General features: G+C 69.9%; 18 protein-coding genes. 7 read left to right on the forward strand and 11 right to left on the reverse strand.

Translation table 11 applies throughout. From position 1 onward, the window contains the following. Nucleotides 1-30: 30 nt before the first annotated feature. Genes ACZ4MU_RS19760 through ACZ4MU_RS19785 form a run of 6 tightly spaced genes read right to left on the reverse strand, consistent with a single transcriptional unit; the run spans nt 31 to nt 4019 of the window. The gene (locus tag ACZ4MU_RS19760; RefSeq protein ID WP_467878043.1) at nt 31-717 is read right to left on the reverse strand and encodes a contact-dependent growth inhibition system immunity protein; all 687 of its coding nucleotides are present in this window, start codon (nt 715-717) and stop codon (nt 31-33) included. Between the two features lie 10 nt (nt 718-727). Further along, complete coding sequence (locus ACZ4MU_RS19765; protein ID WP_467878045.1) at nt 728-1027, reverse strand: RNase A-like domain-containing protein; 300 nt, start codon at nt 1025-1027, stop codon at nt 728-730. Between the two features lie 9 nt (nt 1028-1036). Further along, on the reverse strand, nt 1037-1594 hold the full coding sequence (locus ACZ4MU_RS19770) for a hypothetical protein (protein WP_467878047.1): 558 nt from the start codon (nt 1592-1594) through the stop codon (nt 1037-1039). 31 nt (nt 1595-1625) lie between these two features. Beyond that, a complete protein-coding gene (locus tag ACZ4MU_RS19775) occupies nt 1626-3302 on the reverse strand; it encodes an RNase A-like domain-containing protein (protein ID WP_467878050.1) in 1677 nt (558 codons plus the stop codon). After that, nucleotides 3302-3607 (reverse strand): WXG100 family type VII secretion target, encoded by a 306-nt coding sequence (locus ACZ4MU_RS19780; protein WP_467878053.1) that lies wholly within the window; start codon nt 3605-3607, stop codon nt 3302-3304. Before ACZ4MU_RS19780 ends, ACZ4MU_RS19775 begins: the two co-directional genes overlap by 1 nt. 10 nt (nt 3608-3617) lie before the next feature. Beyond that, nucleotides 3618-4019: a WXG100 family type VII secretion target gene (locus tag ACZ4MU_RS19785; RefSeq protein WP_467878056.1), complete on the reverse strand. Its 402-nt coding sequence runs from the start codon at nt 4017-4019 to the stop codon at nt 3618-3620. A 335-nt stretch (nt 4020-4354) separates the two neighbouring features. Between ACZ4MU_RS19785 and ACZ4MU_RS19790 the strand changes: the two genes are divergently transcribed. Beyond that, a complete protein-coding gene (locus ACZ4MU_RS19790) occupies nt 4355-5206 on the forward strand; it encodes a lytic polysaccharide monooxygenase auxiliary activity family 9 protein (RefSeq protein ID WP_467878058.1) in 852 nt (283 codons plus the stop codon). 104 nt (nt 5207-5310) lie between these two features. Here the strand turns inward: ACZ4MU_RS19790 and ACZ4MU_RS19795 are convergent, their stop codons facing one another. From ACZ4MU_RS19795 to ACZ4MU_RS19810, 4 genes are all read right to left on the reverse strand, one after another. Continuing rightward, the gene (locus ACZ4MU_RS19795) at nt 5311-6036 is read right to left on the reverse strand and encodes a class I SAM-dependent methyltransferase (RefSeq protein WP_467878060.1); all 726 of its coding nucleotides are present in this window, start codon (nt 6034-6036) and stop codon (nt 5311-5313) included. A gap of 105 nt (nt 6037-6141) precedes the next feature. Further along, complete coding sequence (locus tag ACZ4MU_RS19800) at nt 6142-8583, reverse strand: SpoIIE family protein phosphatase (RefSeq protein ID WP_467878062.1); 2442 nt, start codon at nt 8581-8583, stop codon at nt 6142-6144. A gap of 134 nt (nt 8584-8717) precedes the next feature. Further along, entirely contained in the window at nt 8718-11213 is a 2496-nt protein-coding gene (locus ACZ4MU_RS19805; RefSeq protein ID WP_467878064.1) for an MFS transporter, read from the reverse strand. Nucleotides 11214-11462: 249 nt separating this feature from the next. Then, on the reverse strand, nt 11463-11906 hold the full coding sequence (locus tag ACZ4MU_RS19810) for an SRPBCC family protein (protein WP_467878067.1): 444 nt from the start codon (nt 11904-11906) through the stop codon (nt 11463-11465). A gap of 165 nt (nt 11907-12071) precedes the next feature. Here ACZ4MU_RS19810 and ACZ4MU_RS19815 point away from each other — a divergent pair, with 165 nt between their 5' ends. The 3 genes from ACZ4MU_RS19815 (at nt 12072) to ACZ4MU_RS19825 (ending at nt 14146) form a co-directional block, all read left to right on the forward strand. After that, the gene (locus tag ACZ4MU_RS19815; protein WP_467878069.1) at nt 12072-13118 is read left to right on the forward strand and encodes an Rv2578c family radical SAM protein; all 1047 of its coding nucleotides are present in this window, start codon (nt 12072-12074) and stop codon (nt 13116-13118) included. A gap of 63 nt (nt 13119-13181) precedes the next feature. Next, complete coding sequence (locus ACZ4MU_RS19820; protein ID WP_467878071.1) at nt 13182-13583, forward strand: RidA family protein; 402 nt, start codon at nt 13182-13184, stop codon at nt 13581-13583. Next, complete coding sequence (locus tag ACZ4MU_RS19825; protein WP_467878073.1) at nt 13580-14146, forward strand: GNAT family N-acetyltransferase; 567 nt, start codon at nt 13580-13582, stop codon at nt 14144-14146. The genes ACZ4MU_RS19820 and ACZ4MU_RS19825 overlap by 4 nt, the downstream gene beginning before the upstream one ends. 15 nt (nt 14147-14161) lie before the next feature. On the opposite strand, the gene ACZ4MU_RS19830 is transcribed toward ACZ4MU_RS19825, so the two are convergent. Next, nucleotides 14162-14737: an adenylosuccinate lyase gene (locus ACZ4MU_RS19830; protein ID WP_467878075.1), complete on the reverse strand. Its 576-nt coding sequence runs from the start codon at nt 14735-14737 to the stop codon at nt 14162-14164. A 651-nt stretch (nt 14738-15388) separates the two neighbouring features. On the opposite strand from ACZ4MU_RS19830, the gene ACZ4MU_RS19835 reads away from it, so the two are divergent. The 3 genes from ACZ4MU_RS19835 to ccrA all read left to right on the forward strand — a co-directional run bounded on the left by ACZ4MU_RS19835 (nt 15389) and on the right by ccrA (nt 19817). After that, nucleotides 15389-17173: a 3-hydroxyacyl-CoA dehydrogenase family protein gene (locus tag ACZ4MU_RS19835; protein WP_467878078.1), complete on the forward strand. Its 1785-nt coding sequence runs from the start codon at nt 15389-15391 to the stop codon at nt 17171-17173. Nucleotides 17174-17288: 115 nt separating this feature from the next. Then, on the forward strand, nt 17289-18107 hold the full coding sequence (locus ACZ4MU_RS19840; RefSeq protein ID WP_467878080.1) for a TetR family transcriptional regulator: 819 nt from the start codon (nt 17289-17291) through the stop codon (nt 18105-18107). 372 nt (nt 18108-18479) lie between these two features. Continuing rightward, a complete protein-coding gene (ccrA, locus tag ACZ4MU_RS19845) occupies nt 18480-19817 on the forward strand; it encodes a crotonyl-CoA carboxylase/reductase (protein ID WP_467878083.1) in 1338 nt (445 codons plus the stop codon). Nucleotides 19818-19826: the final 9 nt, after the last annotated feature.

The raw sequence follows: 19826 nt of genomic DNA on the forward strand, positions 1-19826 counted from the left end.
CGAACCGAATCAGCCCCTCATACTCCGCGCTCACCCATGATTCTTCCCGTGTCCGGGCCCGGCCATCGCGAGGCTGTCCGCCACCGCATGGAGCCACTCCTCGGTCGTCATGGGCACCGGCGGCTCGACCTCCATGCCCAACTCACCGACGGCGATGGCGTAGTCGTGTGCCTCCAGCCCCAGAGCCAGCAATTCATGGATTTCCCCGACCAGTCGGGCAGCCAGCTGGGGATCTACCGATTCCTTGTAGTCTCGAACCGCAGTATCGTGGTCAGCGAATTCATCAGGCATGTCCTGCGAGAACCATCCGCCGAGGAACTGCCCCAATTCCGCGAAGCGAGCGTGCCACTCCCAATGTGTCTGGGGTGCGGTCGGCGGTGGCACATGACCGGATTCGATGCTGCGCTTTACATGATCGGCCATTTCGGACAACCAGCTCTGTGTGCGGGACTCGGGCAGCCCGAGGTCGGGTACCGCATAGAACTCACCGAGGCGCAACCGCAAGCGGCCGGGAGGGTTCCGCGCGTACTCCCGGAGTTGTTGTTCTGCAACAGAGAGCGCCCAGGGCCTGGTGTGCCAGGTGTGCCGCAGGTACGCCTCGAGCGCCGACGGCACCGTGTCTGGCTCCGGACTCTCCGGTTCCTGTCCGACAAAGGCCGCGACGACGACATCGAGTTCACCGTACCGGCGATCGAACTCAAGCGGCTTCATAGACACTGCGGCACCCTCATACGTAGATCGGGTAGGTGGCGTGCACGACGAAACCATGCGGACTCGACACTTCACGCCTCAGCGTCACCCGCGCGGCCCGTACGTCAACGGGCCCGTGACCGGCAAGCATCATCGCCTGGAGCAGTACACGCCCGACCGGTTCCCGGCGCGACGGCCAAGATGCCTCAATGGTGAGCCTCGGTCGCGTGCCCTGAGCGAGCCAGCGATGTACGGCCTGCTCGTTGCGTGTGACGACCTGCTGGGTACACCACTGTGCGGTGGCACGGTCGGGGTAGGTAGCTGAACGGGTACGCAAGGGAAATCCTCAGTCAATCGTGAAGCCCCAGAAGACGCCGACTTCGGTGGCAGAGACAGCGATTACACCACAATCCATGACGTGACTGGTGAAGCCCTCATAGACGCCCTCGCGACGGAGCATGTCGCCATGAGGATTCTGCTGCGCCGCTGCGGCGTTCGTATAGAAGAGCGCATCTTCCCCGAATCTGGACAAGATCGATCCAGCGTGCAGGGACAACTCGATCTCCCTCGCTTGGAAGTCCGGGATATCTTCCGCCTGGAACCATTCACCTTGGAGAGTGACCAGGATTTGTTCCGCACCCTTTCTGGAAACAGGAAAGGCAGCTTGGAAGTCAGCGATCGTGACAGCGCTGAACGGATTTTCCATTCCCTTACCATAGACGCCGCCTCCGGGCGCCAACGCAAGCTCCGCCCAGCCGCGCGGATCCTCCGCCCGAAGATGCATAACGTCGAGGGCGTCGTGTCGCCAGTCTTCACTCCGCCGCGGACCCACGGCCGCGAACATGCCCTCGCCGAAAATGGCCCGCAGAGAACGGCTCCACGAGGCGTGGTCAATCTGAATCACGGGCCGTACCTCAGTCTCTGGAAATCGCGTACTACGGATGCTGGGTCTTGTCGGTAGGCATGGAAGTTAGAACGACGAACGGTGGAGTACCTCCCCGGTTCGGCCTCAGGACGACCCACACATTGGTCACGTCGCGTGCGGCGGTGTCACCCCGGTTCCAAGATCTACCCACAGTACCGTTCGTCCTCAACAGAAGTGAGCGCGATGAATTAGGGCCGGGGTTGCCCGCAAGCCAATTATCGATCTTCCTTTGGTTTGACGGTTCATCCAGAGCCGCCTGAGTGTATTTCTGGGCATCCGCGAGGTTCATGAACGAAGAAACAGCTTCTGGCCGGATTCCGGAAGGCCTGACAATCTGCTGATCCCTGAGCCTCTGTTCCAACTGCTCATCCGTTTTTCCCACATGCTTGTCCACCACGTGGGAACCGAGCAATCCCTCCTGGTTCGCCAGGTCGAGCGGATATGTGTGGTTGCTCTCGTCGCCCCCAGCCACCGTGTAGAGTGGATCGTTCTTAAAATCGGTTAGGGCGCGGGCACCGAAGGACTCCGCCCGGGCTGACTCGGCATGGAACGTGGGAGCACTGTCATACGCCTCATTCAGAGCCCCGTGCAATTTTTTGAGTTCGACGACTTGCCGGTGCACGCGGTTGTTGTATGCCTCAACCGCAGAATTCATTGCCTCTTGGTCGACCTCTAGAGCGAAGCCCTTCGCGAAGCCCTTCCCCATATGGAGGAGCCCTTTACCGAAGCTCTTGAGATCTTTCAAACCAAGACCATCGCTCGTGTCGATGTGCGGCAGGGCCTTGATGACCGCTTCGTAGTAGAGCCGACGAAGGTCGTCCCGCACATCTTGAGCGGCGACCGCCCAGGCGCGCAGAGCATCACTCATGACGTCGCACGTCTTGACCATCACGTCCATGACCGGGTGACTGCTGGCGTGGCCAGGCTGCGCCGTATCATGGTTCCACGCGTATCCCTCGCGACTTTTGCCCCACGCGCTCGTGCCCCAGACCGCGCTGCAGAACTGCCGCATCGCCACGGCCCACTCACCGTTGGACCGATCAGTGTAGTTGTGAAGGGCGCTACTGAGGTTTCCGTCCGTAGCGGTGACGGCCGTGCCCGCGTACGCCCACGCAACGGAGATATTGTCCAGGCCAAGGTAATCGGGCAACGGCATGATCTCCGCCGCCTTACCCATACGGTAGACGTCCTCCAAGAGGGGCCTGATGATCGCCAAGACTCCGGCTTCAGCTGCTTCCAATGCCAACTGGAAGATGTCCTGGCTCTGGTCGATGTCCGCCCATTTGAGTTCTGTCACGGGCCCGTAGTTCGGCGGCGTATCAATGACGAGCGGCGGTGCTTGGGTCCGCGCCTTGGCGCCGGAGGGGTCGGTGGCCGCGTCTGCGGTCGCAAAGTTGTTCGCGGTCAGGGTGAAACCCACGGCGGCGCCTCCGACACTCGCCACCGATTTGGCCCAGACTTCAATGAAACGATCGCCCACCTCTTTGTAAACGGTAGCGAACTCCCATGCAGCGGTTCCGTAACCGCCGCAGTCGGGATACCGGCTGAGCTCATCCAGAAGTTGGATGGCCCCCTTGTGCAGTCCGTCCTGAAGATGGGCAACGTAACCCGAGAGTGCATGCAACGCCCCGGGGGTGACGTCGATTTCCCCGTTCTTCAGTGGGGGCGGAGGCGGCGGCATGCTCATCAGGCCGCTCCCCAACCACGCAACACCGCGGCATGTGCCGCCGCATAGTTGGTCTGGCCCGTCGTGACGACGCCGTGGAGCCACGCCTGTGTCGCCTGCAGGTCCTTTGCGGACCGATCCCACTCGTCAAGCTTATCGATAAAGGCCTCGCGAGCCTCGCCGTGCCACGTAAGGACGACCTTTTCCACGCGATCATGCATGGCTTGGACGTTCTCGTTCAGCTCTTTGAGGATCTTTTCCAGCTGGCCGGCGAGGAGCTGCAACGCGGCGAAATCAACCGCTATGTTGTCGTCGTTGGGAGGCATCCGTCCCACCTCACAGATCTTGCAAGCGACTCGTGCGCGGGGTGGCGGGACCGCTCCCGACGCTGGGGGTGGAAAGCGCGTCAGCCTCCTTGTCCACATCCACGGACATCTGGATGCGTCTGAACGCCGCGAGCGTTTCGAGCTCCTGCTCGGTGAACCCTCCCCGGCTCATACGCACAGCTGCTTCGATCAGCTTCATGAGCTCACGGATACGGACCGCTTCCTTGGCTGCGTCACGGTGGTGTCGTCGGTAGGCCCCGGCAGCAGGGCCCGCCCAGCGGGTCTCGATCACGTCGACGAGCGTATCCATGCCCTTGACCTGCCGGTCGAGGTAGCGCTGCATTTCATCCAGGTCGTCAGCGAGCTTGGTCAAGTTCTCGCTGCTCACCTTCAGGTCTGGATCTGTCGTCACGTATCCGCCCCCGTGCCCCGTGACCGTTCAACCGATCAAACGTTTCCTCGCTTGCACTTTAACAGGGAGAGATGACTGGGCGGCTGGCCCACTTGTCGGGCCCAGCACTTGAACTCCGCGCCGGTCCGGACTTGGACAATTCCCTGCTTCCGACGGCGGATGGATCGTCCATCGAGCCCGAAGTCGCTACGCAGGTAGGCAGGCGGGGTACCTCGGGACAGATCCGCGCGACCAGCCGCTCCCTCCACGCCGCACCCAATTGGTGCAGACCTCTTGCATGTTGGTCCAGACCAATGCCAGCCTCTGGTCCGAACCAGTTGAGAAGGAGCCCCCACATGTCCGTACGACGTACCGCAGCCTCGCTCGGTGTTCTCGGTGTGGCGTCCGCGTCACTGTTCTGCCTCGGCGGCTCGCCCGCCGCCGCGCACGGGGCCGTGTTCAACCCGGTCAGCCGGGTCGCCGCCTGCTACGCGGAAGGGCCCGAGACCCCCAAGTCGCAGGTATGCAAGGACCTGGTCGCCGACTCCGGCACCCAGCCGCTCTACGACTGGAACGAGGTCAACATCGCCAACGCCGACGGGCACCATCAACAGCTCGTCCCGGACGGCAAGTTGTGCTCGGCCAACCGGGAGAAGTACCGGGCGCTGGACTGGGCCCGTACCGACTGGCCCGCCACCGGCGTCTCGGCAGGCCCCTTCGGTTTCAGGTTCCGGGTGACCGCCCCCCACTCGGGGACCATGACGCTCTACATCACCAAGGAGGGTTTCGACCCGACGAAGCCGCTGAAGTGGTCCGACCTGGATTCACAGCCCGTCGCCGCGTACGCCACGACAAGGACCGCCACCGACGGCTCCTACACCTTCACCGGGAACCTGCCCGCCCGCACCGGCCGCCACATCATCTACAAGGTGTGGCAGCGCAGCGACAGCCCCGAGGCGTTCTACAGCTGCTCCGACGTCGTGTACGGCAAGGCAGCGCAGGCCGCCGTCCAGCCGTCCGCGCCCAGTCAGCGCGCCATCGACGCCGGCGCCGCCCAGTCCACCGTCAGCCACCACGGCCACGGCGGCGGGGCGGCGCCCAAGGACTCCTTCGCCCTGGGGACCGCGGCGCGGCCCGTCGCGGCCGCCTCCCTGGCGGGCGTCCTGGCCGGCGGCGTCCTGCTGCTGCGCCGGCGCAAGGACTCCTGACCCGAGGGCGGCACGGGCGCGCCGGCGCGCACCGGCCGCCGTCGCGCCCGCCCTCCCTCCGGGCGGACGAAGGGGTTCAACGACGGGAGTTCAACGACAGGCCCTCACCCGGCGCGCCCCACCACCCACCACGTGGACGGCAGCGCGATCCGGGTGCCGTCCGGGCGGTACTCGGTCGTGGTCAGCGGGAGCTCGCCGCGGGCCACGACCGTCAGCCCGGCCGCGCCCAGCAGGGCGGGCACGGCCGCGTCGGCCACCTCCCCCGGCGTGAGGCCGTGGGCGAAGACCGGGCGCAGCTTGGGCGGTGCCCCGGCCGGGTCCTGGGACAGGCCCACCAGGACCTGTTTGGCCGCCTCCGCCAGCTCCACCAGCAGAGCCCGGCCGCGCGTCCCCACCAGCGTGGCTACGGCGTCGGCCAGGGGCCGGCGGGCGGCCGGCTCACACTGGTGGAGCACCCCGCGTATGTACACGTTGGCGTCGCCCAGGCGCGCGTGCAGGTCCTGGACGGCCTTCTCGTCGGTCGCGTCCAACTGCTCGAAGCGGGCGCGCCCTTCCGGGTCCTGGCTTCTGGCCCGCTCCACCGCGGCGGGCGAGAGGTCGACGCCGACCACGCTGTCGTAGCGGTCGGCGAGGAAGCGGGTCTGGGTGCCGTTGCCGCATCCCAGATCGACCATCGGCAGGGCCAGGTCGGTGAGATGGGGCTCGAAGAGGGCGAGGTGGGGGCCCGCCGTCAGAGCCGGTTCGGCGTCCCAGAACACCGCGCCCGTCTCGTCGGGCGCCTCGTTCCAGAAGCCTTCCCAGGCGTCCTTGTACCGACTCGTCACACTCATGACCGACTCCCCAGGCTGGCACGCACAGTGTCAAGATCGGTCTATCGCTCCGGGGGCACGCCGACAAGGACCCGGCGCAATCCTTCACGCCTCGTTCGAGCCGGTTCAGCGCCTCGTGCGCCCCCTGGGCGGCAGCGGCACCTCGAACCACACGGTCTTGCCCCCGCCGGTACGGCTCGTCCCCCACTCGCGGGCCAGCCGGCTCACCACCCGCAGCCCCCGCCCGGCCTCGTCCAGCGGTCCCGCGTGCAGCAGCATCGGCAGTGTGTGGTCGTCGTCGACAACTTCGCAGCGCAGCGTCTCGGCGCGCACCATCCGCAGCCGTACCTGCTGGCTGTGCGCATGCCGTACGGCGTTGGTGACGACCTCGCTGACCAGCAGCTCCACGGTCTCCGCAACGTCCTTGAGGCCCCATTCGCGCAGCCTGCCGACGACCAGGCGCCGGGACCGGGCCACCTCGCGCGCGTCGATGGCGAGCGGCCACTCGGCCACGTCCTCGCGCGCGATGCCGTTGAGCCGGGCCATCAGGAGGGCGACGTCGTCCTTGCGGCCGCCCCGGATGTTGAGGGCGCGGATGATCGTGTCGCAGGCGTCGTCCATGGAGGCGGCCGGGTGCGCGGCGGACTCGCAGAGCGTCGCGAGGCCCACGCCGATGTCCTCGCCGCGCACCTCGACCAGGCCGTCGGTGCACATCACCAGCCGGTCGCCCGGCTCGACGCGCAGGCGCACGGTCTCGAACGGCACCCCGCCCACGCCGATGGGCGCCCCGGTCGGCAGCTCCAGCAGCTCGCTGCGACCGTCGGCGGCGCGGACCAGGACCGGCGGTACATGGCCCGCGTTGGCCAGCAGGAGCTCGCCCTCGATGGGGTCGTAGACCGCGTACAGACAGGTCGCCAGATAGTGCTCGCCGAGCCGCTGCGCCAGGTCGTCGAGGTTGCGCAGCAGCTGGGCGGGCGGCAGGTCCAGGCCTGCCATGGTCTGCACGGCGGTACGCAACTGGCCCATCATCGCGGCCGAGTTGAGGCCGTGACCCATGACGTCGCCGACCACGAGGGCGATCCGGGAGCCGGGCAGCTTGATGGAGTCGAACCAGTCGCCGCCGACCCGGCCGAGCAGGGTGCCGGGCAGATAGCGCGTGGCGGTGTCGCAGCCGGTCATCTGCGGGGTGACCTGCGGCAGCATCGAGTCCTGGAGGGTCTCGGCGACGCTCTCCTGGTAGGTGTACATCCGGGCGTTGTCGAGGACCAGCCCGGCGCGGGCGGCGAGTTCGGCGCCGGTCACCCGGTCCATGTCGTTGAACTCGGCCCGCTCCGCGTGACGCAGCAGGATCATGAACCCGAGCACCACGTTGCGTGCCTTGAGGGGAACCACCAGCATCGACCGGCCGTTGATCAGAGGCCGGATGTCGCGCTTTTCGAACTGCGAGGCGATGGCGGTGCCCATCTGCTCGCTGATGCGCGGGACGAGCACGGGCTCGCCGGTGGTCATGCACTGGAAGAAGGGGGTGTGCGCGGGGAACGGCATGGACTCGCCGACCGGTACGACGTCGTCCCACCGCCCGGGTGCGTCGACGTGCTCGACGGCGACCCGGTGCCAAAGGGTGGTCTCGTCCGGCGGCCCGTCCGGGAACCCCTCACCGGCGATGACCTGTTCACGCAGATAGGTGCCCGCGACATCGGTGAAGCGCGGCACCACGGCGGCGCTCACCTCCTGGATGGTGCGGGAGAGATCGAGGGAGGAGCCGATGCGGCCGCTGACCTCGTTGAGGAACTCCAGCCGCTCGCGCACCGCGGCGTACTCAAGATCCTGCGCGAACTCGGGCGCGGGCGCCGCCCCGACTGCGGCCGGAGCCTGTCCGGCTCCGCGCACGGCCCTGCGCTCGGGGCGGCGGGGCACACCCCAGTCCGGCGTCACGGGCACCCGGTCGTGCTGGCTGAACTCCAGGACGGGATAGCCCAGTTCCAGCACCTGCGAGACGATCCGGGAGCTCTCCCCGACACTCATGCTGGGCAGGATCTCGGGCAGCCGCCGGGCCAGCTCCTCGGCGCCGTGGAACTCGGTGTGCAGCGCGAAGCCCGGCGCTATCCGCTCCACGCCGCCCCGGCCGGGGCCCGGATGGCCCGCGTGCAGCAGCGCCGCGTCCGCCGCAAGGACCAGAAGCCGCCCGGGGCCGGGCCCGACCAGCGGATACGCCCACCACAGCACATCGACGCGGGGCTGCCCGGGCTCCGAGAGGGAGGCCCGTCCGGCCGTGGGGTACGAGGTCAGGCCGTTGAGCGAGGCGTCCAGCGCCGGGCCGAACATGTCATAGGCGTCCAGGTCGCCCAGCACGTCACCGGACCGGTCCTCGTCCAGCGCGCCGGAGACCGGCAGCAGATCGAGGGCGGGCCGGCCCACCGCCTCCTCGCGGGTGGGCCCGAAGAGCCGGCGCGCACCGGTCGACCAGTGCGAGACCAGCCCGTCGCCGTCCACGACGATCACGGCAAGCGGAATCCGTCCGGCCACGGCGGGCTGCCGGGGCAGCGTCGGCGGAGTGCCACTGTCCATGGGTGGAGGCTCCTTCCCCGCCGCAAGGATCTGCGGCTGTGCCACCTACCGTACGGCCATGCGAAGTCCCCGCGCCGGGCAACGCCGGAATACGGCGCACGCCCGCGTGTACCGGGCATTTGGTTGAAGAATAGTCAGTCCTCGTGGCCCAGTTGGAGGTCCCGCTCGGTGCGTCCGCCGCCCGCGACCTGAAGCACCGTGGCGACCGGCGGATATCCGGCCGCGATCACCGTGTACTCGCCGGAGGAGAGGTCGACGAAGCGGAAGGTGCCGTCGGGTCCGGTGGTGAGGGTGTCCACCACGTTCCCGGCCGCGTCCAGCAGCGTCACGCGCGCGTCCTCGACCGGCCGTCCGCCGCTCGCCCTGACCGTGCCGCGCAGCACGGCGCCGCCCGCGAGCTCGATGTCCTGCCGGGTCTCGCGCGAGGACTGGACGCTGACGGGGAGGGCGGCGGGCCGGAAGGCCGGGGCGCTTGCGGCCAGGGTGTACTCGCCCGCGACCAACTCACTGATCACATAAGCCCCTTCGCGCCCGCTGCGGGTGGTGGCGACGACCTCGCCGCGTACGTCGGTGAGGGTGACGGCCGCGTCCCGTACCGGGGTGCCGTCGGCGGTGACCACCGATCCGGCCAGTCGTCCGGCGCCGCCGAGGACCACGTCGAGCTCGACCGGCCGCTCCCCCACGGTCACCGAGACGGCCTGCGGCTGATGCCCTCCGGCCGAGGCGATCAGGACGTAGCTGCCGGCGCCCGGCACGCTCAGCGCGTACCGCCCGTCCTCGCCGCTCCCGCCGCGCCCGACCTGCTGTCCGCGCACGTCGACGAGGGTGAGCGCGGCGCGCGGCACGGTCGTGCCGTCGCTGTGCTGCACCATTCCGCAGACCGGGACGCCGCTGTGGGCGGGGGCGTGGGGCGTACGGGCCTGGGGAACGGGGGTCGCGTCGACGGAGGGGGCGGTGGCCGCGTCGACGGCGGGGGCGTTCTGGGACACCAGCGGTTGCTCCTTGAGGAAGAAGGCGAGCAGGAGGCCGAGCGCCAGGACCGGCACCAGGTAGAGGAAGATCCGCGGCATGGCCTCGGCGTAGGCGCGGATGTAGCCGTCGCGCAGGGCGGGCGGCATGGAGTGCACCAGCTGCGGGGTGATCGACTCGGGGTCGGGGAGGCGGGTGCCCGCGGGGAACTGCTCGGTGAGGGAGTGGGCGAGGCGGTTGGTGAACAGAGTGCCGAAGACGGCGGCCCCCACGCTGCCGCCGATCTGCCGGAAGTAGTTGTTGGCGCTGGTGGCGGTGCCGAGGTCGGCGGGGTCGGCGGCGTTCTGCACGGCGAGGACGAGCACCGGCATGACCAGGCCGATCCCGATGCCCAGGACCGCCATCCAGACGCTGTAGTCGAACCGGGGGGTGTCCGTCTCCAGCCGGGAGAGCAGCCCCATGCCGACTGCTGCGGCCGCGCTGCCCAGGACCGGGTAGATCTTGTAGCGGCCGGTGCGGCTGATGAGGTGGCCGGAGATGATCGAGGCGGCGACGATGCCGCCCATCATGGGCAGGACCAGCAGCCCGGACTCGGTGGCGGTGGCGCCGTCGACCATCTGCAGGAAGGTCGGCAGATAGCTGGCGGCGCCGAAGAGCGCGACGCCGATGACCGCGCCGACCAGACCGGAGATGGTGAAGACCGGGTCACGGAAGAGCCGCAGCGGGATGACCGGTTCGCGCGCGTGGTGCTCGGCCACGACGAAGAGCAGGGTCGTGCCGAGGGCTCCGGCGGCCAGCCCCAGGATGGTGCGCGAGCCCCAGGCGTACTCCGTCCCGCCCCAGCTGGTCAGCAGCACCACGCAGGCCGAGGCGGCGATGAGCAGGAACGAGCCGAGGACGTCGAGGCGCGGGCGGACGGCGGGCCGGGGCAGATGGAGGACGACGGCGATGACGGCGAGGGTGACCAGGCCGAAGGGGACGTTGACGTAGAAGCACCAGCGCCAGGAGGTGTGGTCGGTGAAGAACCCGCCGAGCAGGGGTCCGGCCACCGAGGCCACCCCGTAGACGGCGCCGATCAGGCCCATGAACCGGCCGCGCCTGCGGGGCGGCACGATGTCCGCGATGATGGCCTGCACGCCGATCATGAGCCCGCCGCCGCCCACGCCCTGGACGGCGCGGAAGGCGATGAGCTCCTCCATGGTCCGCGACCAGCCGGCCAGCGCCGAGCCGATCACGAAGACGACGATGGCGAACTGGAAAACCGGTTTGCGGCCGAAGAGGTCGCCGAGTTTGCCGTAGATCGGCAGTCCGATGGTGGAGGCCAGCAGATAGGAGGTGACGGCCCAGGAGACCTTGTCGAGGCCGTGCAGATCACCGACGATCTTCGGCAGTGCGGTCGCGACGATCATCTGGTCGAGGGCCGCGAGCAGCATGGTGAGCATCAGCCCGACGAAGACCAGCCGCACCCGGCGCGCGCTGAGCGCCACGGGGGCCTCGGCGCCCTCGGGGGGGCCGGCGGGCGATGCGGGAACGGCCGCGACGGCCGCCTGCGCCGCATCGGAGAACTCCGGCCCGGACCCCCGCGCGGCCCGCCGCGCCCGCCGCCGCTCCCCCGAAGGCCCGCCCCGCGCCGGGTCCTTCACCAGAGTGATCCCACCCACGTCTGCTCCCCTCGTCGCGCCTGATTCGCCTGCGCGGCGTACATACTGCGCATCGGGCGCTAATGGGGAGCAAGCGGAAGAGAAGGGGTGCGCGGGCGCACAACTGGCCCTGAAGGGGCGTCTGCCCACCGCCCCATCAGCGTGTTTCACACGGCCCGGCGCGCGCGGGCGCACCACCGGGCCGCCGCGAAAACCACTCGAACCGGTGACTGCGACTGAGAGTGCTCGGCGGCGGCCCCGGGCCGGCGCCTACTTCTCGACTTCGGCGGCGAGCTTGCCGAGCACGGTGTCGTGGATGCGGTTGAGGCCCTTGGGGGCGAAGGTCTTCTCGAAGAAGCCGCCGATGCCGCCCGCGCCGTTCCACACGGTGGTGACGACGACCTTGGAGCGGCCCTCACCGGCCGGGGTGACGGTCCAGGTGGTGACCATGGAGGAGTTGCGGTCCTTCTCCACCAACTGCCCCTCGGTCGGCTCGGAGACCTCCAGCAGGCAGTCGCGCACGCGCTTGCTGGTGGCCTGGAGCTTCCAGTGGACGAGGGTGCCCTCACCGTCGCCGCCCTCGCGCACCTGGTACTCGCTGTAGTGCTCGGACAGGAGCTTCGGACGGCTGTCCTTGTAGTCGGCCACGGTGTCGAACACCGTCTCCGGGTCCGCCGCGATGATCCGCTCCGTGGTGGCCTCGACCTGCGCCATGGCTCTTCCTCCAGCACTCGTGACATCCGGGGGGTGCGCCCGGATTCGGGGTGGGCAAAGCCAATCACCTCGGGGACGGGCCCCCAAAATCGGGGGTGCTGCGATCATGGGAACAGATGTTCTATTCTGAGGTCAGTGCTACGGACGAGGCCCGAGGAGGCGTATATGCGCTGGGACAATCTGGCCGAAAATGATCCGGCGCCACCCGGAGCGGGCCGCGCGGCCGCGCTGTTCGACGCGGACGCGGTGGTCACCCGTACCTTCGACACCCCCGAGTTCCGCGGGATCACCTTCCACGAGGTCCGCGCGCGGTCGATCGTCAACCGGGTGCCCGGGGTGTCCCGGATGCCGTTCGAGTGGACCGTCAACCCCTACCGGGGCTGCACCCACGCGTGCGTGTACTGCTTCGCCCGCAAGACGCACAGCTATCTGGACCTCGACACCGGGCTCGGCTTCGACTCGCAGATCGTGGTCAAGGTCAACGCGCCCGAGCTGCTGCGCCGCCACCTCTCCTCCGGCCGGTGGCAGGGCGCGCACATCGCCATGGGCACCAACGTCGACTGCTACCAGCGTGCCGAGGGCCGCTACCGGCTGATGCCGGGGATCATCGAGGCGCTGCGCGACCACGCCAACCCGTTCTCCATCCTCACCAAGGGCACGCTGATCCTGCGCGACCTGGAGCTGCTCCAGCAGGCCGCGGAGGTGACCCGGGTGGGCATCTCCGTCTCCGTGGGGTTCGTGGACCACGACCTGTGGCGCACGGTGGAGCCGGGCACGCCCGCTCCCGAGCGCCGCCTCGACGTCGTACGGGCGCTGACCGAGGCGGGCATCGGCTGCGGGGTCCTGATGGCCCCGGTGATCCCCTTCCTCGGGGACCACCCCGACCAGCTGCGCGCCACCGTCCGCGCGATCGCCGCCTCCGGCGCCACCTCGGTGACCCCGCTGGTGCTGCATCTGCGGCCGGGGGCGCGCGAGTGGTACATGGCGTGGCTCGCCGAGCACCACCCCCAGCTGGTGCGGCGCTACGAGCGGCTGTACGCGGAGGGCGCCTACGCGCCGAAGTGGTACCAGCGCCGGATCACCCGGCAGGTGCACGAACTGGCCACCGAGTTCGGCATCGGCCCGGCGCACCGGGGCGCGGCCCGGCGCATTCCGGAACGCAGGGAGCCGGAGCCGGAGCGGGCCGGTCCGACACAGCTCACGCTCCTCTGAACGGTTTGCGGTTCCGGGCGGACCGGTTGACCCGTTGTCAGAGGGGTGGTTCAGGATGGACGCATGACTTCCCTCACGCACATCGCCACCCCCGACGGCCTGGCGCCCGGCGTCAACTACAGCCATGTGGTGTGGGGCACCGGCCGGTTCATCGCGACAGCCGGCCAGTGCGCCCTGGACGAGAAGGGGGACGTGGTCGGGGAGGGCGACCCGGCCGCCCAGGCGCGGCAGGTCTTCGAAAACCTGCGCCGCTGCCTCCGGGCCGCGGGCGCGACGTTCGAGGACGTGGTGAAGCTGACCGTCTTCGTCACCGACATCGCGTATCTGCCCGCGGTCCGCGAGGCGCGTGAGGGGTACCTCGACAGCGGCCGGCTCCCGGCGGCCTCGGCGGTCCAGGTCGTGTCGCTCTTCCGCCCCGAACTGCTGATGGAGATCGAGGCGTTCGCCGTGGTCGCCGACCGTTGAGCGCCGGCCTTCGCGTGCGGGAGATGACCGCCGCCGACTGCGAGGCGGTCGCGGCCGTCCGCGTGGCGGGCTGGCGCACGGCCTACCGGGGCCTGGTGCCGCGGACGTACCTCGACGCGCTCAGCGTGGAGAGGGACGCCGAGCGCCGCCGCGAGCAGCTGGCCCGGGGCGACCGCTCGGTGGTCGACCTGGTGGCCGAGCGGGCGGGCGAGGTGATCGGCTGGGGGTGCTGCGGTCCGTACCGGCAGGAGAGCGGCGCGAGGACGGCCGACGCAGAGGTGTACGCGCTGTACGTCCACCCCGACCACTGGTCCACGGGCGCCGGGCGGCTGCTGCTCGCCGCGCTGACCGAGCGCGCCGCCGCCGGCGGGTGTCCGCGGCTGCTGCTGTGGGTCGTCAAAACCAACGACCGGGCCCGGCGGTTCTACGAGCGCGCGGGCTTCGTCCCCGACGGCGCCGAGGAGGACTTCGTCGCGGACGGGGCCGCGGTGCCTGAGGTGCGGTACGCCAGGGGTCTCGGCGGAGGCGGTGTCGGGAGTCTCGGCGCACGCGGTACGCCCTGAGTCCCCCGGGCCGCGTCACCCGATGCGTCTGAGTGCCACGGCCGCGGCCGCGGCGAGGCGGGGGCGGGCCAGCGCCGCCTCCAGGACCTCCACCGCCCGTTTGTCGCCCAGCTCCCCCAGCCCCTCCACACAGGCCAGCGCCACCCGCCAGTAAGGGGTGTCGGGCGAGAGCAGCGGCCGCAGGGTGGTGATCAGCGCCGGTACGGACTCGGGGGCGCGCAGCGCGGTGAGCAGCCGCACGGGGTGCAGGGCGTACGCCGTGCGCAGCTGGTTGGTGGCGAGCGCGGTGGCGGCCCGGGCGGTGCGCGGGTCCCCGAGCCGGGCCAGGGCGTGCGCCGCGGAGACACAGCGCTCGGGGTCGCGGTGGTTGAGGAGCAGCACCAGCGACTCGAAGGCGCGCCGGTCGCCCGCGCAGCCGAGCCGGAAGGCCGCGATCTCCCGTGCCCACAGGGGCCGTTCGCGCTCGGTGAGGACGGCCGCGAGTTCGTCGTGGTCCCGGGTCGAGAGCAGTCGCTCGTACGCGGGCACCGCGTCCGACGCCCTGGCCTCGCCCCGCAGCCGGTCCGCGAGGGACCGCAGCTCCTCGTCCATGCGGGAAGCGTAGTGCTCCGGGCCGGACTCGGCTGCGGGCGTGCCCGGTCGCGCCGTTCCCCGCGCCCCTGGGCTCCCTTTCGTCTGCGGACCGTGGTGGGTTGCTCCCCGCAGTTCCCCGCGCCCCTGGGTTGCCGGGCCCGTGCGGGCCGGCTGTGGCTGAGCGCGCACTTCCCCGCGCCCCCAAGGTGCCGGGGCCGTGCGGGCCGGCTGTGGCTGGCCGCGCCGTTCCCCGCGCCCCTGGGGCGTCACGGGTGCGGGGGCATCGTTTGCTCGGCCCGTGCGGTCCGTGGGTGGACGTGGGGGGCCGGTCCTCGGCACGTCGCACGTGAGGGCGAGCCAGATCACATCGGGTTGTCATCCCCGCCCTATGGCGCGCTCGTTACTCACCGGTTAACCTCATGTGAGCGGGCACCCCCCGCGAACTCCGGTGGCCTGGTGACGCAGCCACCGCGAGTGTGTTCGTCGGTTCGGCAGTTTTCACGGCGTGGCCCCGGGACCGGGTCCGCCGGCCCCCAGCACCACCACGACACCTCTCCGCACGCCGTGCGCCCATGCCGCGCACCCGCGTCCTCGTCGACGCCGTCGCGACAGCCGGATGCCGGTCGCGTGCGCCCTCTCCTCAGTCGTCACTCACCCTGGAGTCCCGTGATGGACACCCCCCTGAACACCGTCGCCGTGGTCGGTCTCGGCACCATGGGCACCGGCATCGCCGACGTGCTCGCCCGGGCGGGCCGCGAGGTCATCGGCATCGACATCAGCGAGCAGGCCGCCCGCCGGGCCGTGGCCTCCCTGGAGGCGTCCACCGCCCGGGCCGTCGCCCGCGAGCGCATCACCGAGGAGGAGCGGCGCGACGTCCTCGCCCGGTTCCGCACCTTCACCGATCTCCAGGCGGCGGCCGACGCCCAGCTGGTCATCGAGGTCGTGCCGGAGACGTACGAGCTCAAGCAGCAGGTGTTCGCCGCGCTCGACACCATCGTCGCCCCCACCGCGATCCTGGCGACGGGCACCAACGCCCTCTCCGTCACCCGGCTCGCCGCCGAGTCCGCGCACCCCGAGCGCGTCCTGGGGCTGCACTTCTTCAACCCTGCGCCCGCGATGAAGCTGGTCGAGGTGGTCTCCTCGGTCCTGACCGCGCCGCCGGCCGTGGAGGCGGTCACCCGGCTCGCGCTGGACCTCGGCAAGGAGCCGGTCGCGGTCGGCGACCGCCCGGGCTTCGTCGCCGACGGGCTGCTCTTCGGCTACCTCAACCAGGCCGCCGCGATGTACGAGTCGAAGTACGCCTCCCGCGAGGACATCGACGCCGCGATGAAGCTGGGCTGCGGACTGCCGATGGGCCCGCTCGAACTGCTCGACCTGATCGGCATCGACACCGCCCGCACGGTCCTGGAGGCGATGTACAGCGACTCGCACGACCGGCTGCACGCCCCCGCGCCCGTCCTCGGCCACCTCGCCGAGGCGGGGCTGACCGGCCGCAAGGCGGGCCGCGGCTTCTACACGTACGAGGCGCCGGGCAGCGCGACGGTGGTGGCGGACGCGCAGACGCCCGCCACGATCGCGGCCGGTGCCGGCGGCGGGCGGGAGATCCGCTCGGTCGGCGTGGCCGGTTCCGGGACCATGGCCTCCGGCATCGCGGAGGTCTTCGCCAAGGCCGGTTACGACGTGGTGCTCGCCGCGCGCGGCCTGGAGAAGGCCGAGACCGCCAAGTCCCGTATCGCCAAGTCGCTCCTGCGCTCTGTCGACAAGGGGCGGATGACGGCGCAGGCCCGCGACGAGGCGCTCTCCCGCATCACCCCGGCCGGCGCCCTGGAGGCCTTCGCCGACGTGGACCTGGCGGTGGAGGCGGTCGCCGAGGACCTGGGGGTCAAGCAGCAGCTGTTCGCGTCCCTGGACAAGATCTGCAAGCCGGGCGCGGTGCTCGCCACGACCACCTCCTCGCTGCCGGTCGTCGCCTGCGCCCGTGCCACCACGCGCCCGCAGGACGTCATCGGGATGCACTTCTTCAACCCCGCCCCCGCGATGAAGCTGGTCGAGGTGGTCCGTACGGTCCTGACCTCCGACGAGGTGCACGCCACCGTCCGCGAGGTCACCGCGAAGATCCGCAAGCACCCGGTGGACTGCGGGGACCGGGCCGGGTTCATCGTGAACGCGCTCCTCTTCCCGTACCTCAACAACGCGATCAAGATGGTTCAGGAGCACTACGCCTCGCTGGACGACATCGACGCGGCGATGCGCCTCGGCGGCGGCTATCCGATGGGCCCGTTCGAACTCCTCGACGTGGTCGGGCTCGACGTGTCCCTGGCCATCGAGAAGGTGCTGCACGCCGAGTTCCGCGACCCGGGCCTGGCGCCCGCCCCGCTCCTGGAGCACCTGGTGGCGGCCGGCTGCCTGGGCCGCAAGACGGGCCGTGGATTCCGCGAGTATGCCCGGCGCTGAGCCGTGGGGCTCCCCCGGCAACCCGTCGGGGGAGGGCTGGGGCGGGCTGCTCGATCCCTTGGGCGGTCCGCCCCCGCGAGCGCGACTTCCCGCGCATATGCAGTACGTTCGGTCCATGCCCCAGCCCGCTGCCTCCTCGAAACGGCCGACCCGAGCGTCCGCCGCGCCCGACGCCCCGGAAAGTGCCGCCGGCAGCCGTGCGGCCGCCCAGCGGCTCAAAATGCGCCGTGAGCTGGCGGCGGCGGCGATGGAGCTCTTCTCGGCCAAGGGGTACGAGGCCACCACGGTCGACGAGATCGCGGCCCGCGCCGGGGTGGCCCGGCGCACCTTCTTCCGCCACTTCCGCTCCAAGGAAGAGGCGATCTTCCCCGACCACGACGACACCCTGGTGCGGGCCGAGGCGGTGCTCAACGCCGCTCCCCCGCACGAGCATCCGCTGGACACGGTGTGCCGGGGGATCAAGGAGGTCATGAAGATGTACGCCTCCTCCCCCGCGGTCTCGGTGGCCCGCTACAAGCTGACCCGCGAGGTGCCCACCCTGCGGGAGGCCGAGATCGCCTCGGTGGCCCGCTACGAGCGGCTGTTCACGCGTTATCTGCTGGGCCACTTCGACGAGCACGACCACCACGCCGGCAACGACGACCCGCTGCTCGCGGAGGTGGCGGCCTCCGCGGTCGTCACCGCCCACAACCATGTGCTGCGGCGCTGGCTGCGGGCCGGCGGCCAGGGCGACGTGGAGGCCCAGCTCGACCACGCCTTCGCAATCGTCCGGGACACCTTCGGCTCCGGGATCGGGGCGGGGCGCACCGCGAAGCCGAAGGCCGCCGCCGCCTCGGTCTCCACCAGTGACGAGGTGCTGGTCGCGGTGGCGCGTACGGACGCGCCGCTGGACGAGATCATGCACTCGATCAAGAAGGCGCTCCGGCAGCGCTGACCTGTCCGAAAAGTGAAGGCCCGCCCCTCTTCGGGGGCGGGCCTTCCGCGTTTCCAGGGCAATGTTCGATCGATCATCGCTCATCGGTGCAGGTCATTACGCAATTGAGAGAAATTGTTGGCACGCAGTGTCTTGCCGACTGGCACGGGGTGCCATACGTTGATGTTGTCCGGGCGGCCGGCGTGCAGAGACCTCTCGTACGCCGGCTGTCCCCGCAAGCTTCCCCAGCGAGCGCGCCCGGACGCCTGCGTCACAGGCACCCTCCCGCGCCCACCAGGCGCCGCCGATCCCGTAGTACCGCCGAACCGACGGCACACCTCCACAGCAGCAGTCCCCTCAGCGTTCCCAACGCGCTTCGCCGGAGGCAACACCGTGAAGGAAATCCTGGACGCGATTCAGTCGCAGGACAGCACCGCCGCCGACATCGCGGCTCTGCCCATCCCCGAGTCGTACCGTGCGATCACCGTGCACAAGGACGAGACGGAGATGTTCGCCGGGCTCACCACCCGGGACAAGGACCCGCGCAAGTCGCTCCACCTCGACGAGGTGCCGGTCCCCGAACTCGGCCCGGGTGAGGCCCTGGTGGCCGTCATGGCCTCCTCGGTCAACTACAACTCGGTGTGGACCTCGATCTTCGAGCCGGTGTCGACGTTCAGCTTCCTGGAGCGCTACGGCAGGCTCAGCGAGCTCACCAAGCGCCACGACCTGCCGTACCACGTCATCGGCTCGGACCTGGCGGGCGTCGTCCTGCGCACCGGGCCCGGCGTCAACGCCTGGAAGCCCGGTGACGAGGTCGTCGCGCACTGCCTCTCCGTCGAGCTGGAGTCCTCGGACGGCCACAACGACACGATGCTCGACCCCGAGCAGCGCATCTGGGGCTTCGAGACGAACTTCGGCGGCCTCGCCGAGATCGCGCTGGTCAAGTCCAACCAGCTCATGCCGAAGCCCGACCACCTCAGCTGGGAGGAGGCCGCCTCCCCCGGTCTGGTGAACTCCACCGCCTACCGCCAGCTCGTCTCCCGCAACGGCGCCGGCATGAAGCAGGGCGACAACGTCCTGATCTGGGGCGCCAGCGGCGGCCTCGGCTCCTACGCCACCCAGTTCGCCCTCGCGGGCGGCGCCAACCCCATCTGCGTCGTCTCCAGCCCCGAGAAGGCCGACATCTGCCGCGCCATGGGCGCCGAGGCGGTCATCGACCGCAACGCCGAGGGCTACAAGTTCTGGAAGGACGAGCACACCCAGGACCCCAAGGAGTGGAAGCGCTTCGGCAAGCGCATCCGCGAGCTGACCGGCGGCGAGGACATCGACATCGTCTTCGAGCACCCCGGCCGCGAGACCTTCGGCGCCAGCGTCTACGTCACCCGCAAGGGCGGCACCATCACCACCTGCGCCTCCACCTCGGGCTACATGCACGAGTACGACAACCGCTACCTGTGGATGTCGCTGAAGCGCATCATCGGCTCGCACTTCGCCAACTACCGCGAGGCGTGGGAGGCCAACCGCCTCATCGCCAAGGGCAAGATCCACCCCACCCTCTCCAAGGTCTACAGCCTGGAGGAGACCGGTCAGGCCGCCTACGACGTCCACCGCAACCTCCACCAGGGCAAGGTCGGCGTCCTCGCGCTCGCCCCGCGCGAGGGCCTGGGCGTCCGCGACCACGAACTGCGCGCCAAGCACCTCGACGCCATCAACCGCTTCCGCAACATCTGAGTACGGAGC

It is taken from the genome of Streptomyces sp. NPDC026377, from assembly GCF_055567715.1.

Coding starts and splice junctions, on each gene's coding strand:
- ACZ4MU_RS19795 (WP_467878060.1), bottom strand. CDS start 6,036: ATGAGTGTGACGAGTCGGTACAAGGACGCCTGGGAAGGCTTCTGGAAC.
- ACZ4MU_RS19775 (WP_467878050.1), bottom strand. CDS start 3,302: ATGAGCATGCCGCCGCCTCCGCCCCCACTGAAGAACGGGGAAATCGAC.
- ACZ4MU_RS19815 (WP_467878069.1), top strand. CDS start 12,072: ATGCGCTGGGACAATCTGGCCGAAAATGATCCGGCGCCACCCGGAGCG.
- ACZ4MU_RS19835 (WP_467878078.1), top strand. CDS start 15,389: ATGGACACCCCCCTGAACACCGTCGCCGTGGTCGGTCTCGGCACCATG.
- ACZ4MU_RS19830 (WP_467878075.1), bottom strand. CDS start 14,737: ATGGACGAGGAGCTGCGGTCCCTCGCGGACCGGCTGCGGGGCGAGGCC.
- ACZ4MU_RS19790 (WP_467878058.1), top strand. CDS start 4,355: ATGTCCGTACGACGTACCGCAGCCTCGCTCGGTGTTCTCGGTGTGGCG.
- ACZ4MU_RS19800 (WP_467878062.1), bottom strand. CDS start 8,583: ATGGACAGTGGCACTCCGCCGACGCTGCCCCGGCAGCCCGCCGTGGCC.
- ACZ4MU_RS19810 (WP_467878067.1), bottom strand. CDS start 11,906: ATGGCGCAGGTCGAGGCCACCACGGAGCGGATCATCGCGGCGGACCCG.
- ACZ4MU_RS19840 (WP_467878080.1), top strand. CDS start 17,289: ATGCCCCAGCCCGCTGCCTCCTCGAAACGGCCGACCCGAGCGTCCGCC.
- ACZ4MU_RS19820 (WP_467878071.1), top strand. CDS start 13,182: ATGACTTCCCTCACGCACATCGCCACCCCCGACGGCCTGGCGCCCGGC.
- ACZ4MU_RS19780 (WP_467878053.1), bottom strand. CDS start 3,607: ATGCCTCCCAACGACGACAACATAGCGGTTGATTTCGCCGCGTTGCAG.